This window comes from Comamonas sp. Tr-654, assembly GCF_011752915.1.
Taxonomy (GTDB): domain Bacteria; phylum Pseudomonadota; class Gammaproteobacteria; order Burkholderiales; family Burkholderiaceae_C; genus Comamonas.
Genome location: NZ_VWWQ01000001.1, coordinates 569,047 through 587,526, shown reverse-complemented (window position 1 = coordinate 587,526; position 18,480 = coordinate 569,047). Strand labels below are relative to the sequence as shown.

The window sequence follows — 18,480 nt, the reverse complement described above, 5'->3', positions numbered from 1 at the left end:
CCATGACCATTGCCCGTCGCATTCTGCTGGTCGAGGACGACGCCCATATCGCCGATCTGCTTTCGCTTCACCTTCGGGACGAGGGGCTGGAGGTTGTACATTGCGCCCGCGGTGACGACGGGCTGGCGCATCTGGAGCGTGGCGGCTGGGATGCGCTGGTACTGGATCTGATGCTGCCTGGGGTGGACGGCCTTGAGATCTGCAGACGTGCGCGCGCCATGACGCGCTACACGCCGATCATCATCATCAGTGCCCGCTCCAGCGAGGTGCATCGCATTCTGGGACTGGAGATCGGCGCGGACGACTATCTGGCCAAGCCGTTTTCGGTGCTGGAGCTGGTGGCCAGGGTGAAGGCCCTGCTGCGCCGGGTCGACGCGCTGGCTCAGAGCGCGCGCCTAGAGTCGGGCAGCCTGTCGGTCAATGGGCTGGTCATGGACCCGGTCGCCAGGGATGCCAGCCTGAACGGACGCCATCTCGACCTCACGCCCCGGGAATTCGATCTTCTGTATTTCTTTGCCCGCCAGTCGGGCAAGGTGTTTTCGCGCATGGACCTGCTCAACGCGGTCTGGGGCTATCAGCATGAGGGCTACGAGCACACCGTCAACACCCATATCAACCGGCTGCGTGCCAAGGTGGAGCTCAACCCTGCACAGCCCACGCGAATCCTCACGGTCTGGGGACGTGGCTACAAGTTTGCCGAAGCCGGGGCGCGCGAATGAACCTGACCCTGACTCAGCGGCTGGCGATCGTGTTTGCCCTGCTGCTGCTGGTCTGCAGCGGCACTTCCGCCTGGCTGCAGCTTCGCTCCAACCGCATGCATGAACTGGAGGTGGTGCAGGCCTTGTCCCGCGACGTTGCCGAGAGCATTGCCCGCGACGCCCAATTGACTGATGCGAACGGCTTGATGCCGAACGCGGTACGCAATCTGTTCAACCAGCTGATGATGGTGAACCCGAGTGTCGAGGTCTATCTGCTGGAGCCTGATGGGCACATTGCCGGTCATGCGGCTCCCGAAGGGCGCTTGCGCCGCGACCGGGTCGATCTGGAGCCGGTCCACCGATTTATCGATGGTCATATGCTGCCCATCCTGGGTGACGATCCGCGCAGCCGCGATGGCCGCAAGGTCTTCAGTGCGGCGCCCTTGAGCGTGAACGGGCGGGAGGTCGGCTTCATCTATGTGGTGTTGCTGGGCGAGGCCCATGATCTGCTTGCCGCCAGAGGCTCCGCAGATGCGGTGCTGAAGACCGCATTGCTGTCGATCGGCATGGTGGGGCTGCTATGCCTGGCCGCCGGGCTTGTCGCCTTCACCTTGATCACACGCCCCTTGCGGCGCTTGACTGAGTCGGTGCGGCAGTTCGATATGCATGGCGTTCCGCCTGAGATGCCGGCGCGTGCTTCGGAGGTGGCAGGTCACAGCCGTGACGAGATGGCCGTGCTGGACTCGGCCTATAGGCAGATGGTGTTGCGCATCAGCGAGCAATGGCAGGCGCTGAGGCAACAGGATCAGGAGCGCCGCGAGTTGATCGCCAATGTTTCCCACGATCTGCGCACGCCGCTGTCGTCCTTGCATGGGTATCTGGAGACCCTGCTGCTCAAGGATGCAAGCCTGGACCCCGCAGAGCGCAGGCGCTATCTGGGCATTGCTCTCGACCAAAGCCAGAGGGTGGGGGCTCTGTCCCAAAGTCTGTTCGAGCTGGCGAGGCTGGAGTATGGCTTTGTGCAGCCCGAGCCCGAGTCATTCTCGCTGAGGGACCTGGTGCAGGACGTGTTTCAGAAGTTCGAGCTTGCTGCAGAGTCGCGCCATATCGCCCTGCAGGCGGATCTGGCCCCGCAGTTGCCGGCGGTTCATGCAGACTTGGGAATGATGGAACGAGTCCTGAGCAACCTGCTCGACAACGCCTTGCGCTACACCCCTGAAGGCGGGTCGATCAGGATAGGCATCAGAAGCGTGGGCTCGGAGCTGGAGCTGACGGTCAGCGACACCGGCCCTGGCATTCCGCTAGAGCTGCGCGAAGGCCTGTTCAGGCGTCCGTTCACGGTCGGCGGCGCCCGCCGCGACGGCGGGCTTGGCTTGAGAATCGTGCATCAGATGCTGGAGTTGCACGGGGTCAGCATTCATCTGGTCGAGGGCGGCGGCGGGGGCGCTGCGTTCCGGTTTTCTCTGCCACGGGCTCCGGATGCCTGATGTGCAGCAGGGCTGCAAGCTCGCGTTTCACGGACGATGGAGCCCTGCCCACAGGAAGATCGGGGCCACCACCGGCCGTCGATATCGCCATGAGCCTGGCGCCGCTGCGGGCGGTGTTTTGCCAAGTGTCAGCCGCCTGTAGATTGATAGCAGTCTTATGTCTTATATCTAAGTGAAAACCCCAGTTGTTCGCTCCAATAAAAGACCATTGCCTACTAGCAGTCAAGGCGGTCGTCTGACACAAATAGTTGCCAGCGCAACTATTATTAAATTGTTAAGGCGGTTTGGGCCGGCTTGAAAAATGCTTTGGCTCTGCGTACGAGTGCCCGCTTTGCGGGCATTTTCTTTGGGGCGTGCAGCTTTCGGTCGGAACCACCGCTGATTCAAAAAACTTGAACACTTGCCCAACGCACAACTGGCTGTGCATGAGCGGGTTCACACGATGTAGGAATCGCAAAATGTCCAACTTTTCCCCACCCAGCCGCAGATCCTTTCTGTTCGCCTCCGGTGCTGGCGTCGCACTGGCCGGAACGGCCGTGACCATGCACGCCAACTCCAAGGAGCCTGCGCTCAAACTGGATGCATACAAGCCCGAGTATTTCAATGCGGATGAGTGGGCTTTCGTTCTGGCAGCGACAGCGCGCCTGATCCCGTCCGAAGGCGACGGTCCCGGAGCGATAGAAGCCCATGTGCCGGTGTTCATCGACCGTCAGCTCAAGGGCTACTACGGCACTGCGGATATCTGGTACATGGAGGGGCCGCACGATCCCACGGCCAAGCCCGATCGCGGCTGGCAAACGCCTTTGACGCCTGCACAGCTCTATCGCAAGGCGATTCCTGCCTTCAACGCCGAGTGCAAGACACGCTACGGCAAGGAATTCAAGGATCTGTCACATGAGCAGCAGGATGAAGCGCTGACGGCTTTGCAAAAAGGCGAGATCAAGCTGGACCCCGAGCTGAGCATCTTCTTTACCACCTTGCTGGCCAACACCAAGGAAGGCTATTTCGCCGACCCCATGCATGGCGGCAACCACGGCATGCAGTCCTGGAAGTACATCGGCTTTCCTGGCGCCCGTGCCAGCTATGCCGAATGGGTCGACCAACACAACAAGAAGTACCCGCTGGGTCCGGTTTCCATCAAGGGCGAAAGGGCATAAACCATGGCACGCATTGAAAAAAAGAAAGACGTGGTCATCGTGGGCCTGGGCTGGACCGGCTCGATTGCCGGCATGGAGTTGGCGGCCGAAGGCCTGGAAATCGTGGCGCTGGAGCGTGGTGGCGACCAGAACACGGTGCCCGAGTTCAAGTACCCCAACCAGATCGACGAGTTGACCTGGGGCGTGCGCCTGAAGAACATGCAGCATCCGCGCCAGCAGACAGTGACCATCCGCCGCAATGACGGCGAAATCGCGCTGCCATACCGTGCGATGGGTTCGTTCCTGCCTGCCAACGGCGTTGGTGGCGCGGGCACCCACTGGAACGGGCTGCTGTGGCGCCCGCAAGCTGAAGAAATTCAGCTGCGCAGCTATGTGAAGCAGCACTGGGGTGAGTCCATCATTCCTGAAGGCATGAACCTCATGGACTACCCCGTCACTTACGATGAGCTGGAGCCCTTCTTCACGCAGTTTGACGAAGTGGCGGGCATCTCCGGCAAGGCTGGCAATCTCAACGGCAAGATTCAGCCCGGCGGCAATCCTTTCGAAGGCTGGCGCTCCAAGGACTACCCCATGCCCCCGCTGCCTGCGACCTACGACGCAACCTTGTTCGAGGCGACGGCCAAGCAAATGGGCTATCACACCTTCCCGGCGCCCGCCGGTATTGCCTCCACCGCCTATGTGAACCCCTATGGCATGCAGATGGGGCCTTGCAATTTCTGCGGTTTCTGCGAGCGCTACGGCTGCTACCAGTATTCCAAGTCGTCGCCCCAGACGGCCGTTCTGGACGCGCTCAAGCGCAAGAAGAATTTCAGCTACCGCACGCACTGCGAAGTGCTGCGCGTGGAAAGCTCGGAAGACGGCAAGACCGCCACCGGCGTGACCTACTTCGACTCCAACACCAACGAAGAAGTGTTCCAGCCAGCGGATCTGGTGATCCTCTCTTCCTTCCAGCTCAACAACGTGCACTTGCTGCTGGTTTCCGGCATCGGCAAGCCCTACGACCCCAAGACCAACGAAGGGGTGACCGGCAAGAACTACGCCTATCAGATGAACGGTGGCGTGACGATGTTCTACAAGGAGGCGAACTTCAACCCCTTCATCGGTCACGGCTCCAACGGTATCTGTATCGATGACTTCAGCGTCAACCAGAACGATTTCGGCAAGCTGGGCTTCATCGGTGGTGCTTACTGGCGTTCAGGGACCTTCAATGGCCAGCCCATCCGCTCCATGCCGCTGCCCAAGGGCACGCCGGGCTGGGGTGCCGGCTGGAAGAAGGGTATCGGCGAGTGGTATGGCCACTCCATGTCCATCGGCACGCACGGCTCGCATATGTCCTACCGCGCCAATCACCTGGATCTGGACCCCACCTACAGGGATCCACACGGCCGTCCGCTGATGCGCATGACCTTCAACTGGCAGGACAACGACCTGAAGATGAACCAGTACCAGAAGCTCAAGGCGGCAGAAGTTGGCAACAACATGAAGCCTGATCAGATCCAGCTGGGTTTCAAGGACGTCGGTGCGCAGTTCGACGTGCGTCCCTACCAGACCACACACACCACTGGCGGTCACATCATGTCCGACAAGCCCACGGAAGGTGTGGTAAATCGCTACTGCCAGGCCTGGGACAAGCACAACGTGTTCGTCTTCGGCGCCGGCAACTTCGTGCAGAACACCCAGTACAACCCCACCGGCATGGTCGGCGGCCTGGCGTACTGGACGCTGCATGCAATTCGCACCATGTATCTGAAAAACCCACGTCCGCTGGTCTGAGGAGAGCAAGACATGAAGAAAATCCTCAGCATTCTGATTGCGCTGATCGTTCTGGGAGTTCTGGCGGCGCTGGCGCTGATCTACCTGCCATTCCAGCCGACACCGGCGAATGAGGCGCTGGCCGCCGACTGGAAGGCAGAAGCCGGTCGTGGCGAATATGTCATGCGCGCCAGTGACTGCATGGCCTGTCACACCGCCAAGGGTGGCGAGCCCATGGCCGGCGGTCGTGGCATTGAGAGCCCCATGGGCACCATCTGGTCCTCCAACATCACGCCGGACAAGGAAACCGGCATCGGCAGCTGGACTCTGGACCAGTTCCGTGCCGCGATGGTGGACGGTATCGGTGGCCACGGCCAGCAGCTGTACCCGGCCATGCCCTACGAGAACTATCGCTTCATGAAGGAAAGCGATATCCGCGCGCTGTTCGACTACCTCCAGACCGAGGTCAAGCCCGTCAGGAACGAGGTGCAGGCCACCAGCCTGAGCTTCCCGTTCAATATGCGCTTCGGCATCCGTGCCTGGAACTGGCTGGCGCTGTCGGGTGAAGCAGAGTTCAAGCCCATGGCCGGTGACGACCAGCAGATTCGTGGTCAGTATCTGGTCGAAGGCGCCGGTCACTGCGCAGCCTGCCACAGCCCTCGCACTGCCTTCATGGCGCAGAACGGCACACGCCTGTCCGACTCCAGCTTCCTGACCGGCGGCATGGTGGACGACTGGTCTGCTCCTGCACTGCGCGGCAAGGACTCGCGTGTTCCGCAATGGACGACCGAGCAGGTAGCCGCCTATCTGGCAACCGGCCGCAATGCCCATGCGGTGGCTAACGGAGAAATGGCGCTGGTGGTCGAGCACTCCATGCAGTACATGACCGATGCGGATCTGAACGCCATGGCCAAGTTCCTCAAGACCATGGACGGCCAGGCCGCAGATGCAGCCCCTGAAAAAGTGGCCACGCCAGGCCCTCGCAGCACTGCGGTTGCCAAGGCGGATGGAGCCGGCGAGGCCACGGCCAAACTGCTGAAATCCGCGTCTCCCGACATGCCTTTGGGTGCTCGCCTGTATCTCGACAACTGCGCAGCCTGCCACTTTGTCAGCGGCAAGGGCGCTCCCGAGATCTTCCCCGAGCTGCAAGGCAATGCCATGGTGCTGGGCAAGGATGCCAGCCCGCTGGTGTCGGTGATTCTGAAGGGCGCTTCCTCGCCCGCTACGGATCGCCGTCCCATGCATCTGGTGATGCAGGGCTATGCCGACCGCCTTACCGACGGTGAAGTGGCCGCACTGGCCAGCTTCGTGCGCAAAGGCTGGGGCAACCAGGCTTCGGATGTGAGCGAAAGCCAGGTCAGCAAGGTGCGTCAGCATGTGCAAGCCGATGCTGCTCCGCAGCGAGCCCAGTAAATAGCACGCGTATCTGCCAGGTGCTTTGCGCGCCAGGCAGACTCCCGTCACCCAGCCCGATGGAAATCCGGCTGGGTTTTTTTATGCAGCAGTTGCTGGCCCGGACGATGGAGCCCTCCAAAAATCAACAGGCCGCACCACTGTGCTTAAGTGATGCGGCCTGTTGCGTAGGCGTGTTGCGGATCAACCAACCGGATGCTGACGGTAAACGGCGCGGTATGTTGAATGGTTTTGCTGCGTCGGTAAACGTGCTTCCATGGACTCAAGTGTGCATGTTGCGCTGCAGAAAATGTTGCTTTAAATTCCGTGAATCTAGTGTTGCTACAGAAAAATTTTTTGTTCTCGAGTATTTGGCGGTAAATTCCAGGGTATGGATACCTTAGATAAAAAGATTCTTGCTGCCTTGCAGGCCAATGCGCGCACCAGCCTGCAGGACATTGGCGCGGCCGTGGGCCTGAGCGCATCGCCATGCTGGGCGCGCATCAAGAAGATGGAAGAGGCCGGAGTGATTGAGGGCTATACCGTGCGTTTGAACCCCCAGGCGCTGGGACTGGCCGATTCGGTTCTGGTGATGGTCACGCTGGACAGCCATTCGGACAACACGCTGGAAAAGTTTGGCGAGGTGCTGGCCACCATTCCCGAAGTCGTGGAAGCGCATCTGGTATCGGGCGAGTATGACTATCTGCTGCGTATCGTCGTCAAGGACACGCGCGACTACGAGCGCCTGCTGCGCGAGAAGCTCTACAAGATCAAGGGCATACGCCACAGCCAGTCCAGCTTTGTGCTGCGCACGCTGAAGAAAGCTGACCTGCCTCTTGGGGTCTGAAGCGGCATCGCTCTTCGCGGTGCGATCAGTTGCTGCGCGGAGCCGGTGTGGCTGAAATCATTCAGACTTCAGCTCTCATCGAACCTGGATGCGGGCCAGGTCGGGCCGCTGCCAGCGCTGGCCCATCGGATGCGTAGTGGATTGGCGGTGGAGCTGATGAAGCTGGCGCGTAGCCGTCTCAACGCATGGCGCGGCGCAAGGCAGCGCTGCTCCAGTCTACGGCAATGCTCAGCAAAAGCATGGCCATGATCACGGTGCTGGCCTGGGCATAGTGGAACAGCGAAAGCTCGAAGTACAGCAGCTGGCCCAGCCCGCCTGCTCCTACAAAGCCCAGAATCGCCGCCATGCGGATATTCACCTCCCAGCGGTACAGCGTGTACGCCAGCAGTTGCGGCGCAGCGCCAGGAAGGGTGCCATAGCAAAATGCCAGCAGGCGATTGCTGCCGCTGAGCTTGAGCGCATTCGCGGGAGCGGCCGGGGTGTTCTGCAAGGCCTCGGCAAACAGGCGGCCCAGCACGCCGGTGGTATGCAGGGCCAGGGCCAGCGCACCTGCAAACGGGCCAAGGCCCACGGCCAGCGCAGTGATCGTGGCCCAGACCAGCTCGGGCACGGAGCGCAGCACATTTAGCAGCACATTCCATGGTGCACGCCAGCGCGGCAGGGCCAGCAGCAGGCCAGCGATCGCGGCCAGCAAGGTGCCGACGATGGAGATGGCCAGAGTCTCCCAGATGCCTTGCAGCACCTTGAGCAGCCAGGGCTGGCTTAGATCGGGCGGAAAAAAGCCGCGTACAAAGTCGCCCATGCTGGCGGCCGCATCCGCCGTGAACAGTGCCGAGAAATCAATATCCAGAAGCTGCAGGCTGGCCCATAGCGCCGCGCAGGCAGTCAGCACAAATGTGCCGGTGCGCCAGCCGAAGGGCAGTGCGCGCGCGGCAGGCGCGGCGTCGAGTGCGCGACGCAGCCACCAGGAAAGCAGATCGGCCGCAGCCACCAGCAGCATGAAGGCCAGCAAAATGCTGGCGGCTTCGCCGCCGTTGAGCATTTTCATGGCCTGGTCCATGAGCTGGCCCAGGCCTCCCGCACCGACAAAGCCCATGACTACCGAGGCACGGATCGCGCATTCCCAACGGTAGACGGTGTAGGAGGTCAGTTCCGTGGCCGCCTGCGGCAGCAGGCCGTAGAGCAGGGCCTGGATACGGCCGGCGCCGCTGGCACGCAGGGCGCGGGCCGGAGCAGGGTTGGTAGATTCGAGAATTTCGGCATAGACCTTGGCGAGCATGCCGCCGTAGGTCAGGCCCAGGGCCAGCACACCGGCTGCTGGACCCAGGCCGAAGACACGCACAAACACCAGGGCCCAGACCAGTTCGGGAATGCCGCGCAGGATGGTGAGCACGCTGCGGGCGATGGGGTTGAGTGTGACCCTCTCGCGTGCCGCGCCCGTGGACAGATAGGCCATGGGTACGGCAATCACGAAGGCCAGCGCCATGCCGGCCGTGGCGATGGCCAGGGTCTCCAGCGTGGCCTGAGCCAGATAGGCCAGAAACTCTCCACTGGTATCAGGCGGCAGAAACTGCGCGAGAAAGCCGCCGATGACTTTGAGATTGTCGGCGTCGAATAGTGGCTTAAGCGAAAAGCCCGAGGTCTGCAGCATGGGCCAGAGCACGACCAGGGTCAGGATCAGGCCGCTCAGGCGGCGGCGAGCGGAGGGGTCGCGGTGCGATGGCTGGGCGGGCTCGGCCATTTCTACCGGCATGCGTTCACCTGGATGGGAGCGGGCGCGGTGCTGGCGGGATCGCGCTGAGTCAGGCGGTTGTGCAGCGTGGGCAGCTCGGCCGCTCTGCCATCGGCATGGGCATAGAGCGCTTGCAACTGGGCTTCGCTGACTTGCGCGGCGGGCAGGTCAAAGGCCAGGCGGCCATTGCGTACGCCGACGATGCGGGAAAAGTTGGCCAGAGCCAGATCGACGGCATGCAGGCTGGCTACCAGCGTGGCCTTGCGCGCGGCAGCTTCCTGCACCAGCAATTGCACCGTGGCCTGCGAGAGTGCAGGGTCCAGGGCCGAGACCGGCTCATCGGCCAGAATCAGGCCGGCTTGCTGGTAGAGCACGCGGGCAATGCCCACGCGCTGCAACTGGCCGCCTGAGAGCTGGTCGCAGCGTGCAAACAGCTTGTCCTCAAGCTGCACGCGGGCCAGGGCCTCGCGCGCGCCCGCAATGTCCTGCGGATAGGCCAGCGATGCCAGCGCCTTCCACAGCGGCCACTGGCCCAGCTTGCCGGCCAGCACGGCCGTGACCACACGTTGACGCAGCGGAATGGGGGCGGCCTGGTACACGGTGCCGATGCGGCTGCGCAAAGCCTTGAGTTCGCGGACGGAGGATTGCGCAGACGCGGTTTGGCCCAGCACCTGCATGCGACCTGCCGTGGGCAGGTAGGCGGTGCCTATGGTGCTGAGCAGCGAAGTCTTGCCGGCACCGGAGGGGCCGATGAGCGCAATGCTCTCGCCCTGGGTGGCGGACAAAGAAATATGGGACAGGGCGGTAAAGCCGTTGCTGTGGGTCAGGCCCACATCGTCCAGCATGAAGCTCATGAGACGAATACTCTGAAAACAATAGCTGTCAACGCTTGATAAATAAGCGTTGACAGTCAAAAAAGCTGAATTTTTACTTCAGCAGACCGGCGGACTTGGCGGCAGCTTCGATGCCGTCGTAGTTCTTGGAGTCGGTGGCGATGAACTTGGAGGCGCGCTGCAGGTCCATGATGGCCTTGTGCTCTGGCTTGCTGGGGTCCAGTGCCAGGAAGGCCGCGGTCAGCTTCTTGACGATGGCCGGGTCCAGGTCGCCGCGTACCGTCCAGTTGTAGTCAAAGTAGGTGGGCGTCGTGGCAAACACGCGCACCTTGCTGGTGTCCACCTTCTTGGATTCGACCAGCTTGTCCCACACCGAAGTGTTGAGCACGCCGGCCTCGGCCTTGCCTGCAGCCACAAAGGCCACGGTGGCGTCATGCGCGCCCGAGTAGGCCACGGTCTTGAAGTCTTTTTCGGGGTTCAGGCCATCCTGCTGCAGGAAGAAGCGCGGCATCAGGCTGCCCGAAGTGGAGGAGGGGGCGCCGAAGGCAAAGGTCTTGCCCTTGAGATCGGCCAAGGTCTTGATGGCGGGGTCGGCCGTGATGAACTTGCTGGTGAAGACCGCATCCTCGGCCCGCTGCACGATGGGGATGGCCGTGCCGTTGGTGCGGATCTTGGCTTGGACATAGGTGAAACCGCCCAGCCAGGCCAGATCCAGCTTGCGGGTGGCCAGGGACTCGACCACGGCCGCGTAGTCGGATACGGGGGTGAACACCACTTTCATGCCGGTGGCCTGCGAGAGGTATTCGCCCAGTGGCTTGAACTTGCGCTGCAGCTCGGTCGGTGCCTCGTCGGGAATGGCCGAGACGCGCAGCACCGCAGGGGTGTCTGCATGCGCTGCGGACAGCAAGGAGGAGGAAGCGAGAGCTGCCACGGCCAAGCCGCGCAGCGCCTGGCGGCGAGCGAAAGAGTGCTTCATTAAGTGCTCCGTTCAAAAAGCCACCGCCGTCCGGATACACGGCGGTTTAGTAGGTCACAAGCGTTTGGCTTGCGGCGAATGGAAACCCATGGGCGGTACACCGACCGCTGGTGCTTATTGTTACGTAATTGAGAAACCCTCGGCGCAGTCTTTGCGTGATTTGAATAGCAAAAAGCCCCGTCGGGACGGGGCTTGGCATGAAAGCGACTGCTTGTCTGCAGGTTTCAATATTGCAGATGCAGCAGGTAGACGGCTGTGGCTGCGCTGGCCTTGTTGTCAACCATCAGCAAGGGCTTGCCATGATGCCCGATTGATAGCTACCGATCTTCTCAAGCAGGAGCGCGGCAGGCGTTTGCCCGGATTCGGGAGCTGGTGCCGGGACCTTGGGGGCTGGCACTGGGGTGTTGCTGTTCGTGTTGTTGTCCTCACCGCAGCAGGCGGCCAGGGGGCGGCTGCAATCATGGAAATCAGAAAGAGCTTGGCGCAAGCCCTGTGCGGATGTCATTGAGAGCTTGGCTGATGCAGGAGGAAAAATTCGCTGTCTCACCAGCCTGCATCTCATCTCTGTGAAGCCGATTCGTGGTCTTTGCACCACAGGCGCTGCAAACCGCTTGGCAGTTGCCACCCCAAGCCAATAAACTCGCCAGCCTTTACCCCACTTGCGTTATCCGCTCTCATTTTCGAGGTGCATCATGTCCTGCCAGATTCGTTTGCGCTAAACGACTTCGCCGCACGCTGATTTTTCAGGTGTGCGCTGCGGTATGGACATATCGGCCTCATGAGGCCCCAGGCCCGGGTGGCTTGCCGTCCCGACGGGGCATTTCTTCACGATGGGCAAGCCCTTTCCCGGCGTTTTCGACCTGGCTCGCGCCACGGTCCTGCGCTCTTCCACTCTCTGAATCCCTACCCGCCCTTTGCTCGGCGGCCAGGTGTTTTTGTCTTCGCCCGATGGTGGCGGCGATTGCCGCTTTCGTTGTCCTTGGTTTGTCTGCCACGTCTTTTGGCGCGTGGCTTATTCCCTTTTTGGAAAGCACAACATGGCTACTTCCCATTTATTCAATCTGGAGATTCTCAAATATCCGCGCACGCCGCATCTGCGGGGCTCGCGGCTGCAGGTCGGTGATCAGGCCGATGCCGTGTCCTATGAAGCCCTGGCCGGCCGGCATATCGTGGTCGAGGAAAAGCTCGATGGTGCCAATGCGGCGCTGAGCTTCGGCGCCGACGGCAGTTTGCTGCTGCAGTCGCGTGGCCACTATCTGCAAGCCGATCAGATGGGCGGGCGCGAGCGCCAGTTCAATGCCTACAAGCAGTGGGCCAGAGCCCATGAAGGTGCGCTGATGGCGCTGCTGGACGAGCGCTATGTGATGTATGGCGAGTGGCTGTACGCCAAGCACTCGCTGTACTACGACGCCTTGCCGCACTGGTTTTGCGAGTTCGACATTTGGGACCGCGTGGCGCAGCAGTTTCTGGACACGCCGCAGCGTCATGCGCTGCTGTCCGGTGTGCCCGTGGTGTCCGTGCCTGTGCTTTACGCCGGTATCGCACCGAGGCGCATGCAGGATTTGCTGGCATTGCTGGCATCGTCCCTGGGGCGCAGCGCTCGCTGGAAGGCGGTGTTCGAGGATCAGGTGCAAAAGCAGAAGCTGGATTTGCCGCTGGCCTGGCGCCAGACCGACAGATCCGAACTGGCCGAAGGTCTGTATATCAAGGTCGAGGAGAACGGTCAGACCGTTGAGCGATACAAGTTCGTGCGCTCCGACTTTGTGCAGGTGATCCTGGAGTCCGGCTCGCACCACAGCGAGCGACCCATTGTCGCCAACGGTCTGCGCACAGGCGTCGATATCTTTGCCAATGCGATTCAAAAAAGCTGGTAAGCCATTACCAGAAATCGCTGATAGCTATCAAAACCGTAGTTTTGCGATGAAGCTGCGGTGAAAGGAGAACTTATGTGGAGCTGGAAACAGATAGCGGCCCTGGTGCCGCATTCCGCTCACGACTTGGTGGACTGGGCAGCCTGCCTGGAGGCTTTCCCGCAACTTGAGCTGGCCAGGACCACGCCGCAAGACCCGATCTACCATGCCGAAGGCGATGTCTGGACGCATACGCAGATGGTGGTGACCGAACTGCTGCAGGACGGCGACTATGCAGGGCTCACCAACGAGGAGCGCGAGACGGTCTTTCTGGCCGCGCTGCTGCACGATGTCGCTAAGTGCTCGACCACGCAGATAGCCGACGACGGCCGCATCTCACAGCCCGGCCATTCGCGTCGTGGGGCGCTGGATGCGCGGCTCATGCTCTGGGAGGCGGGCGCGCCCGTGGCCCGGCGCGAGGCGGTCTGTCGGCTGATTGCCGTGCATCAGGTGCCGTTCTTCGCCTTTGCCGATTCGCGCCGAGGCGTTTCGCCCGAGTTCATGGTCAGGGAGCTGTCCTGGCAGGTCGATCTGCATTTGCTGGTGCTGCTGGCCCGTGCCGATATTCGCGGTCGCATCTGCCCCGATGTGGGCAATGTGCTGGTGAATATCGAGCTGTTCAGGGAGTTGGCGCTGGAAGAGGGCTGTTTGCGCAAGCCGCGCAGCTTTGCTTCGGCCGAAACGGCCGTTCGCTATTTCCGCGGTGCCGAGCTGCACCCGGACTACGCCTTGCACGAAGAGCCGGGCTCGCGCGTCATCGTCATGTGCGGCCTACCCGCATCAGGCAAGAACCACTGGGTTGCCCAGCATCATGCGGGCTTGCCTGTGGTGTCGTTTGACGATGCGCGTGCCGAGCTGGGCCTGCGCCATGGCGAGAACGAGGGCGCTGCTGCCCACCGAGCCGTGGACAAGGCCAAGAGTCTGTTGCGCGCCAAGGCTGCCTTCGTCTGGAATGCCACGCACCTTTCTCGGCAGATGCGTGGCAAGACGCTGGACCTGTGCCTGGCCTACGGTGCCCAGGTGGAGCTGGTGCATCTGGAGGCTGCCAGATCCACCTTGCTGGCGCGCAACAGCAAGCGCGACACCACACTCGGCAATGCCGCATTGCTGGGCATGTTGCACAGATGGGAGGTGCCCTTGCCGACCGAGGCGCATGGGCTGCAGCTGCTGGTCAACGAGTAGTTCAAGCCAAAACAAAAAGGGCCTGGAAATTTCCAGGCCCTTTTTTGCCGCGAGATGGCGGGTTCACAGCCGCTGCATGGCTTGCGGGTAGCCCTTGGGATTGAAGCGTGTCACCAGCAGGCAGACCAGCGCTGCCACACCGGCCTGATAGAGCCAGCCCGTCATCCAGGTGCCGCTGATCTGGTGCAGCTGCGCCATGATCAGAGGGGCTATCGCTGCGAGGATGAAGCCGCCGCCCTGCATCAGCGAGTTGAGGGCGCCAGCCTGTGTGGGCGAGGGCAGATGGTCCAGCGCCACCAGCATGAAGAGCGAAAAGCAGCCGCCCAGACCCAGCCCCAGCACGATGGCATTGAGCGTGGGCATGGCGTCGGGCCAGAGCCCGAGGCCGGCAAAGCCGATGATCTGCAGCAGCAAGGCCAGCATGAGCCAGCAGCGACGATCCAGACTGCGGCACGCGAGAGCAGGCATGGCCAGCGCCGATGCGGCTTGTGCAATCGACAAGATGGCCAACAGCGAGCCGCTTTGCGTGGCTGTCCAGCCATGGGTTTGATAGAACGGAGCGAGCCATGCAACGGTGGAGCCATAACCGCCGTTCATCAGGCCAAAGCTGATCAGCAGCAGCCAGGTGCGGCCACGGCGCAGCAGCCAGCCTGTGCCGCTGTCCCTGTCCCAGTCCCAGTCCCTATTGGCTTGTACCAGGGGTGCAGAGGGCGCAGGGGGAGCGGACTCGCGCATCAGAGTCAGCGCATGCCAGGCTAGCGGCAATGCCAGCAACACGGGAATGGCCCAGATGGCCAGCGAAGCCTGCCAGCTCAGGCCCAGCTGCATGGCCACGGGCGAGAGCTGGGCACTGAGTGCGCCGCCGCCCATGAGCGCCGCCGAATACAGGCCCATCATGGGCGCCACGCTGTGGGGAGACTGGCGCTTGATGAGCCCCGGCAGAATGCTTTGTGCCAGCGCCACGCCCGCGCCGCAGAGGCCGGCTGTGGCGATCAGCAGCGTACCGGTGGCGGCACCTGCAGGCGTCAGGCGCAGGGCGCAGCCCAGGGCAATCAGCAGCAGCGAGGCGCAAATGCTGGCGCGTGCGCCCCAGTGCTGCAAAGCCGTGGGAGCCAGCCAGCCACCAATGCCCATCAGCGCCATGGGCAGCAGCGTGAGCCAGGAGAAGCTGCGCAAATCCATACCCGTGGCCTGCTGTATGGTCGGCCCCAAGGGGCCCGGTGCCGTCAGAAAGGGACGCAGATTGATGGTGACCAGTATCACCACCAGCAGCCAGAGCAGCGGCGGCACGCGATGCGTTTTTGAATATGTCGATGTCATAAAGCGCTGAGGCTGCCGACGGTGCAATGCATCGGTGCGGTCGCCTTAGGCAGCCCGGTTTGTTGTTGTGGTTTTTTTGCGGCGAGAAGGGTCAGGCAGTTGGCCAGGCCTCATCTCCGTAGAGCTGCGCCGCGCGGATGCCGGTGTCGATGCGGGTGATGGGCAGCGGTGGCGGCGTCAGCGACAGGCGCAGGCGCTGGTAGGTGCCCTCGCTGGACAGACCATAGGGCGCGGCGTCTTGGTTGTCGAAGGCGAAAAACACCTGTTCGGCTCCATTCATGACCAGGGCCGCCAGGCACATGGGGCATGGGTGGCCACTGGCATAGATGGACAGGCCCGCCAGACTGGGGTTGGCGCGCTGCCGCGTGCCCGCGCGTATGGCCTGCATTTCGGCATGGGTGCTGGGGTCGTGGCTGGCAATGATCTCGTTGACGCCGGTGGCAACGACTTCATTTCCCTGGGCGAGCACGGCACCGAACGGGCGGCCGCCCTGAAGGCGGTTGGCATGGGCAAGGTCCACGGCCAGGCGCATCAGTTGTTGTGGGGTGGCGGAAGTTGGACTCATGGCGATGAAAGCTATGGCGGCAGGCGCCGGATGCCTGATGCATCAGCGCCGCAACTATTGTGTTTGAAAGGGGGCGAGGCGGCGCCCGGCGCCTTGCAGCGTACACCTGCAGGGCCATGCCGCTACCCGTCTGGAAAGCAAAGCTTATTTGCTCAGAGGGCGTTGGCGGCCTATTAGTTCCGCCCAGGCCAAGCAGGCGAGCTCCACCTGCTGGCGTGCCGCCGGGCTGGCAGCCAGCATGCGTGCAAAGCCGTGGACCATGGCCGGGGCGCGCAAAAGCTGAAGCGGTGCACCCAGTGCCTGGGCTTCATGGGCAAAGGCTTCGGCCTCGTCGCGCAGAATATCGTGGCCGGCCGTCATCAAAAGCGTGGGCGGCAAATGGACGATGGCTGCGCTGCAGCAGCCTGGCGTCAGCCATTGCGCGGCCTGGCCCTCGGGCCGGCCCAGTTCCTGCCAGTAGCACTGCATGGCGGCGGGCGTGAGCCCGAAACCTGTGGCAAAGCGGCGCATGCTGTCATTGTCCTGATCGGGCTGCAGCGGAGGGTAGAGCAGGAGCAGGCCAGCAATGCGGGCCGCATCGGTGGGGTGCTGAATCTGGCGCACCGCCGCTGCCAGTGCCAGATGGGCGCCTGCGCTATCGCCACCGAGCAGGACCCGGTCGGCCGCAAAAGGCAGCAGCCCGCGCATATCGCTCAGCCACTGCAGCACAACCATCACATCGTCCAGCGGCGCGGGAAAGCGGTTCTCTGGCGTGCGACGGTAATGCACGGACAGCACCACATGGCCGGTGAACTGGGCCAGATGCTCGCACAGGTCGTCATGGGTGTTGAGATCGCCCACCATCCAGCCGCCGCCATGCAGCCAGACCAGTGTCTGTTGCGCCGTCGCCCCATGCTTTTGATAGCTGCGCACGCAGATCTCGCGGCCGTGGGCGGCTACAAAATGGTTCTTCCGTACGATGCCTGGCAGCGGCGTACGGATCAGCTCTGCCTGCAGCTCGGCGAGCCGGCGCCGGCGCAGCGCATAGGACAGCTGCGGTGTAGGCGTGTCCGCATCAAGCTGCGCAAAGTGCTGCAGCGTACGGGCAAGTGCGGGGTCGATTTCGGTGACTGCGAGGGATGTCATGGCCGTAATCATAAATTTGATAGCTGCTAGCGACTGTTCAATCTGCTTCAATTCGAGCATTGAGGCGTGGTCACGAGGGTCTGGGAAACTGTACGTTCACTCGTAGCCCGGGCCGCTCCTGTGTGCCGGGCATGTGCTGTGCTGGGCCCAGCGTTAAGGCGGCGCCACAGGATCGGGCCACTTCCTGCACGATGGCCAGGCCCAGGCCTGTTCCCTGGGTGTCGTTGGCAAGACGGTAGAAGCGCTCGAACACTCTGGTGTGGCTCTGGGCGGGAATGCCGGGGCCGTTGTCCTCCACCCAGAGCGTCAGCGCGGCGGCCGTGGTTTCCAGCCCCAGCGTGACCCGGCCGTGCGGCGGCGTATAGCGTATGGCGTTATCCAGCAGGTTGGCTAACAGCTCGGGCAGCAACGGTGTGGCTGCCTGGAGGATGCAGCTAGCGGTCTCGGCGGCGTCGGGACCATGCCAGCCCAGGTCTATGGACTTGCGCTCTGCGGCCGGCGCAAAGTCTTCCAGTGCCTGCAGGCAGAGCGCTTGCAGGTCTGCGTTGACAGTGGCCTGTGCTGCGGGCTGCTCGGCCTGGGCCAGCACCAGCAACTGGTGGGTGAGGTTGATCAGTTGCTGGTTGCTGCGCTGTAGGCGCAGCAGTGCAGCGCGGCGCTGCACTGCGCCAGGCTGGGCCAGTTCGGCAAGCGTCTGGCCCAGGGCCTGCTCCAAGGTATGGGCCTGGATGGCCAGCGGCGTGCGCAACTGGTGTGCTGCGTCCGAGACGAACTGCCGCTGGCGTGCGACCTGGGCGCGTATGGTGCGTGCGAACTGGTTGACGGTTTCGGTTAGCGGCCGCAGCTCCTGGTGCAGCTGGCGCGAATCCAGGTGGAAGTCCAGATCCTGGGCGGGGCGCTGGGCCAGTTGGCGCGCCATGGACAGCAGCGGGCGCAGCTCCAGCGTCAGCGCCGTGGCGCTGACCAGCACGGCCACGGCCAGGGCCCACAGCAGGTATTCCATGGTCGGCCGCCACAGCGTCTGCACCATGGCGTCGCGGCTGTGTGTGGTCTTGCCCACCATGATGGTGATTTCGCGCGCGCCTGCCACGTCATACATGGAACGGCGGGTGGCAACCGCGCGGATGGGCTGTCCCTGCCAGACCGCGTCATACCATTGGGCCCGGTCGCCTCCAGCCAGCTGCAGCGGCTGCGGCAGGGGGAAGCCGGGCTGGCCTGCCAGCAACTGTCCCTCGCCATCGGTCACGCTCAAATAGATACGGTCATGAGCTGCAGACATGAACAGGCTCAGGGCCGAGGGCGGCACGCTGGCCTGCACATCGCCATCTTCCCAGATCAGGCGATCGGCCAGGATCTTGGCCGAGGACAACAGGTCGTGGTCCTGTACGTAATTGGCGGCCTCCTCGGCGTGCTGGTGGGCAAACCAGCCGCACAGTGCCACTAGTATGGCCAGCGGCAGCAGCAGCCACAGGGCAAGGCGGGCGCGCAGGCTGTGGAGCATGGC

General features: G+C 62.7%; 15 protein-coding genes. 8 read left to right on the top strand and 7 right to left on the bottom strand.

What is annotated here, in order from left to right; all coding sequences use genetic code 11:
* Positions 1 to 2: 2 nt before the first annotated feature.
* The 6 genes from F3J24_RS02545 to F3J24_RS02520 all read left to right on the top strand — a co-directional run bounded on the left by F3J24_RS02545 (position 3) and on the right by F3J24_RS02520 (position 7,333).
* Positions 3 to 719, top strand: a complete 717-nt coding sequence (locus tag F3J24_RS02545) for a response regulator transcription factor (RefSeq protein ID WP_167002440.1) — start codon at positions 3 to 5, stop codon at positions 717 to 719.
* On the top strand, positions 716 to 2,185 hold the full coding sequence (locus F3J24_RS02540; protein WP_167002438.1) for a HAMP domain-containing sensor histidine kinase: 1,470 nt from the start codon (positions 716 to 718) through the stop codon (positions 2,183 to 2,185). The genes F3J24_RS02545 and F3J24_RS02540 overlap by 4 nt, the downstream gene beginning before the upstream one ends.
* 458 nt (positions 2,186 to 2,643) lie before the next feature.
* Positions 2,644 to 3,342 (top strand): gluconate 2-dehydrogenase subunit 3 family protein, encoded by a 699-nt coding sequence (locus tag F3J24_RS02535; RefSeq protein WP_003054241.1) that lies wholly within the window; start codon positions 2,644 to 2,646, stop codon positions 3,340 to 3,342.
* 3 nt (positions 3,343 to 3,345) lie between these two features.
* Entirely contained in the window at positions 3,346 to 5,115 is a 1,770-nt protein-coding gene (locus tag F3J24_RS02530; RefSeq protein WP_167002436.1) for a GMC family oxidoreductase, read from the top strand.
* Between the two features lie 12 nt (positions 5,116 to 5,127).
* Positions 5,128 to 6,507, top strand: a complete 1,380-nt coding sequence (locus tag F3J24_RS02525) for a cytochrome c (protein ID WP_167002434.1) — start codon at positions 5,128 to 5,130, stop codon at positions 6,505 to 6,507.
* A gap of 370 nt (positions 6,508 to 6,877) precedes the next feature.
* On the top strand, positions 6,878 to 7,333 hold the full coding sequence (locus tag F3J24_RS02520; protein ID WP_167002432.1) for an Lrp/AsnC family transcriptional regulator: 456 nt from the start codon (positions 6,878 to 6,880) through the stop codon (positions 7,331 to 7,333).
* A 178-nt stretch (positions 7,334 to 7,511) separates the two neighbouring features.
* Here the strand turns inward: F3J24_RS02520 and phnE are convergent, their stop codons facing one another.
* The 3 genes from phnE to F3J24_RS02505 form a co-directional block, all read right to left on the bottom strand.
* The gene (phnE, locus tag F3J24_RS02515; protein ID WP_167002430.1) at positions 7,512 to 9,086 is read right to left on the bottom strand and encodes a phosphonate ABC transporter, permease protein PhnE; all 1,575 of its coding nucleotides are present in this window, start codon (positions 9,084 to 9,086) and stop codon (positions 7,512 to 7,514) included.
* Positions 9,077 to 9,919 (bottom strand): phosphonate ABC transporter ATP-binding protein, encoded by an 843-nt coding sequence (locus F3J24_RS02510; RefSeq protein WP_167002428.1) that lies wholly within the window; start codon positions 9,917 to 9,919, stop codon positions 9,077 to 9,079. The genes phnE and F3J24_RS02510 overlap by 10 nt, the downstream gene beginning before the upstream one ends.
* A gap of 73 nt (positions 9,920 to 9,992) precedes the next feature.
* On the bottom strand, positions 9,993 to 10,874 hold the full coding sequence (locus tag F3J24_RS02505) for a putative selenate ABC transporter substrate-binding protein (protein WP_003075949.1): 882 nt from the start codon (positions 10,872 to 10,874) through the stop codon (positions 9,993 to 9,995).
* Positions 10,875 to 11,911: 1,037 nt separating this feature from the next.
* Here F3J24_RS02505 and F3J24_RS02500 point away from each other — a divergent pair.
* Both F3J24_RS02500 and F3J24_RS02495 read left to right on the top strand, forming a co-directional pair.
* Positions 11,912 to 12,748 carry an RNA ligase family protein gene (locus tag F3J24_RS02500; RefSeq protein WP_167002427.1) on the top strand — a complete coding sequence of 279 codons (837 nt, stop codon included), beginning with the start codon at positions 11,912 to 11,914 and terminating at the stop codon, positions 12,746 to 12,748.
* A gap of 72 nt (positions 12,749 to 12,820) precedes the next feature.
* Entirely contained in the window at positions 12,821 to 13,966 is a 1,146-nt protein-coding gene (locus tag F3J24_RS02495) for an AAA family ATPase (RefSeq protein ID WP_167002425.1), read from the top strand.
* Between the two features lie 63 nt (positions 13,967 to 14,029).
* Here F3J24_RS02495 and F3J24_RS02490 read toward each other — a convergent pair whose 3' ends face one another.
* From F3J24_RS02490 to F3J24_RS02475, 4 genes are all read right to left on the bottom strand, one after another.
* Positions 14,030 to 15,286, bottom strand: a complete 1,257-nt coding sequence (locus tag F3J24_RS02490) for an MFS transporter (RefSeq protein WP_167002424.1) — start codon at positions 15,284 to 15,286, stop codon at positions 14,030 to 14,032.
* Positions 15,287 to 15,377: 91 nt separating this feature from the next.
* Entirely contained in the window at positions 15,378 to 15,818 is a 441-nt protein-coding gene (locus F3J24_RS02485) for a nucleoside deaminase (RefSeq protein WP_167003415.1), read from the bottom strand.
* A 177-nt stretch (positions 15,819 to 15,995) separates the two neighbouring features.
* Positions 15,996 to 16,976: an alpha/beta hydrolase fold domain-containing protein gene (locus F3J24_RS02480; RefSeq protein ID WP_240154217.1), complete on the bottom strand. Its 981-nt coding sequence runs from the start codon at positions 16,974 to 16,976 to the stop codon at positions 15,996 to 15,998.
* A 70-nt stretch (positions 16,977 to 17,046) separates the two neighbouring features.
* Positions 17,047 to 18,477, bottom strand: a complete 1,431-nt coding sequence (locus F3J24_RS02475; RefSeq protein WP_167002422.1) for a sensor histidine kinase — start codon at positions 18,475 to 18,477, stop codon at positions 17,047 to 17,049.
* Positions 18,478 to 18,480: the final 3 nt, after the last annotated feature.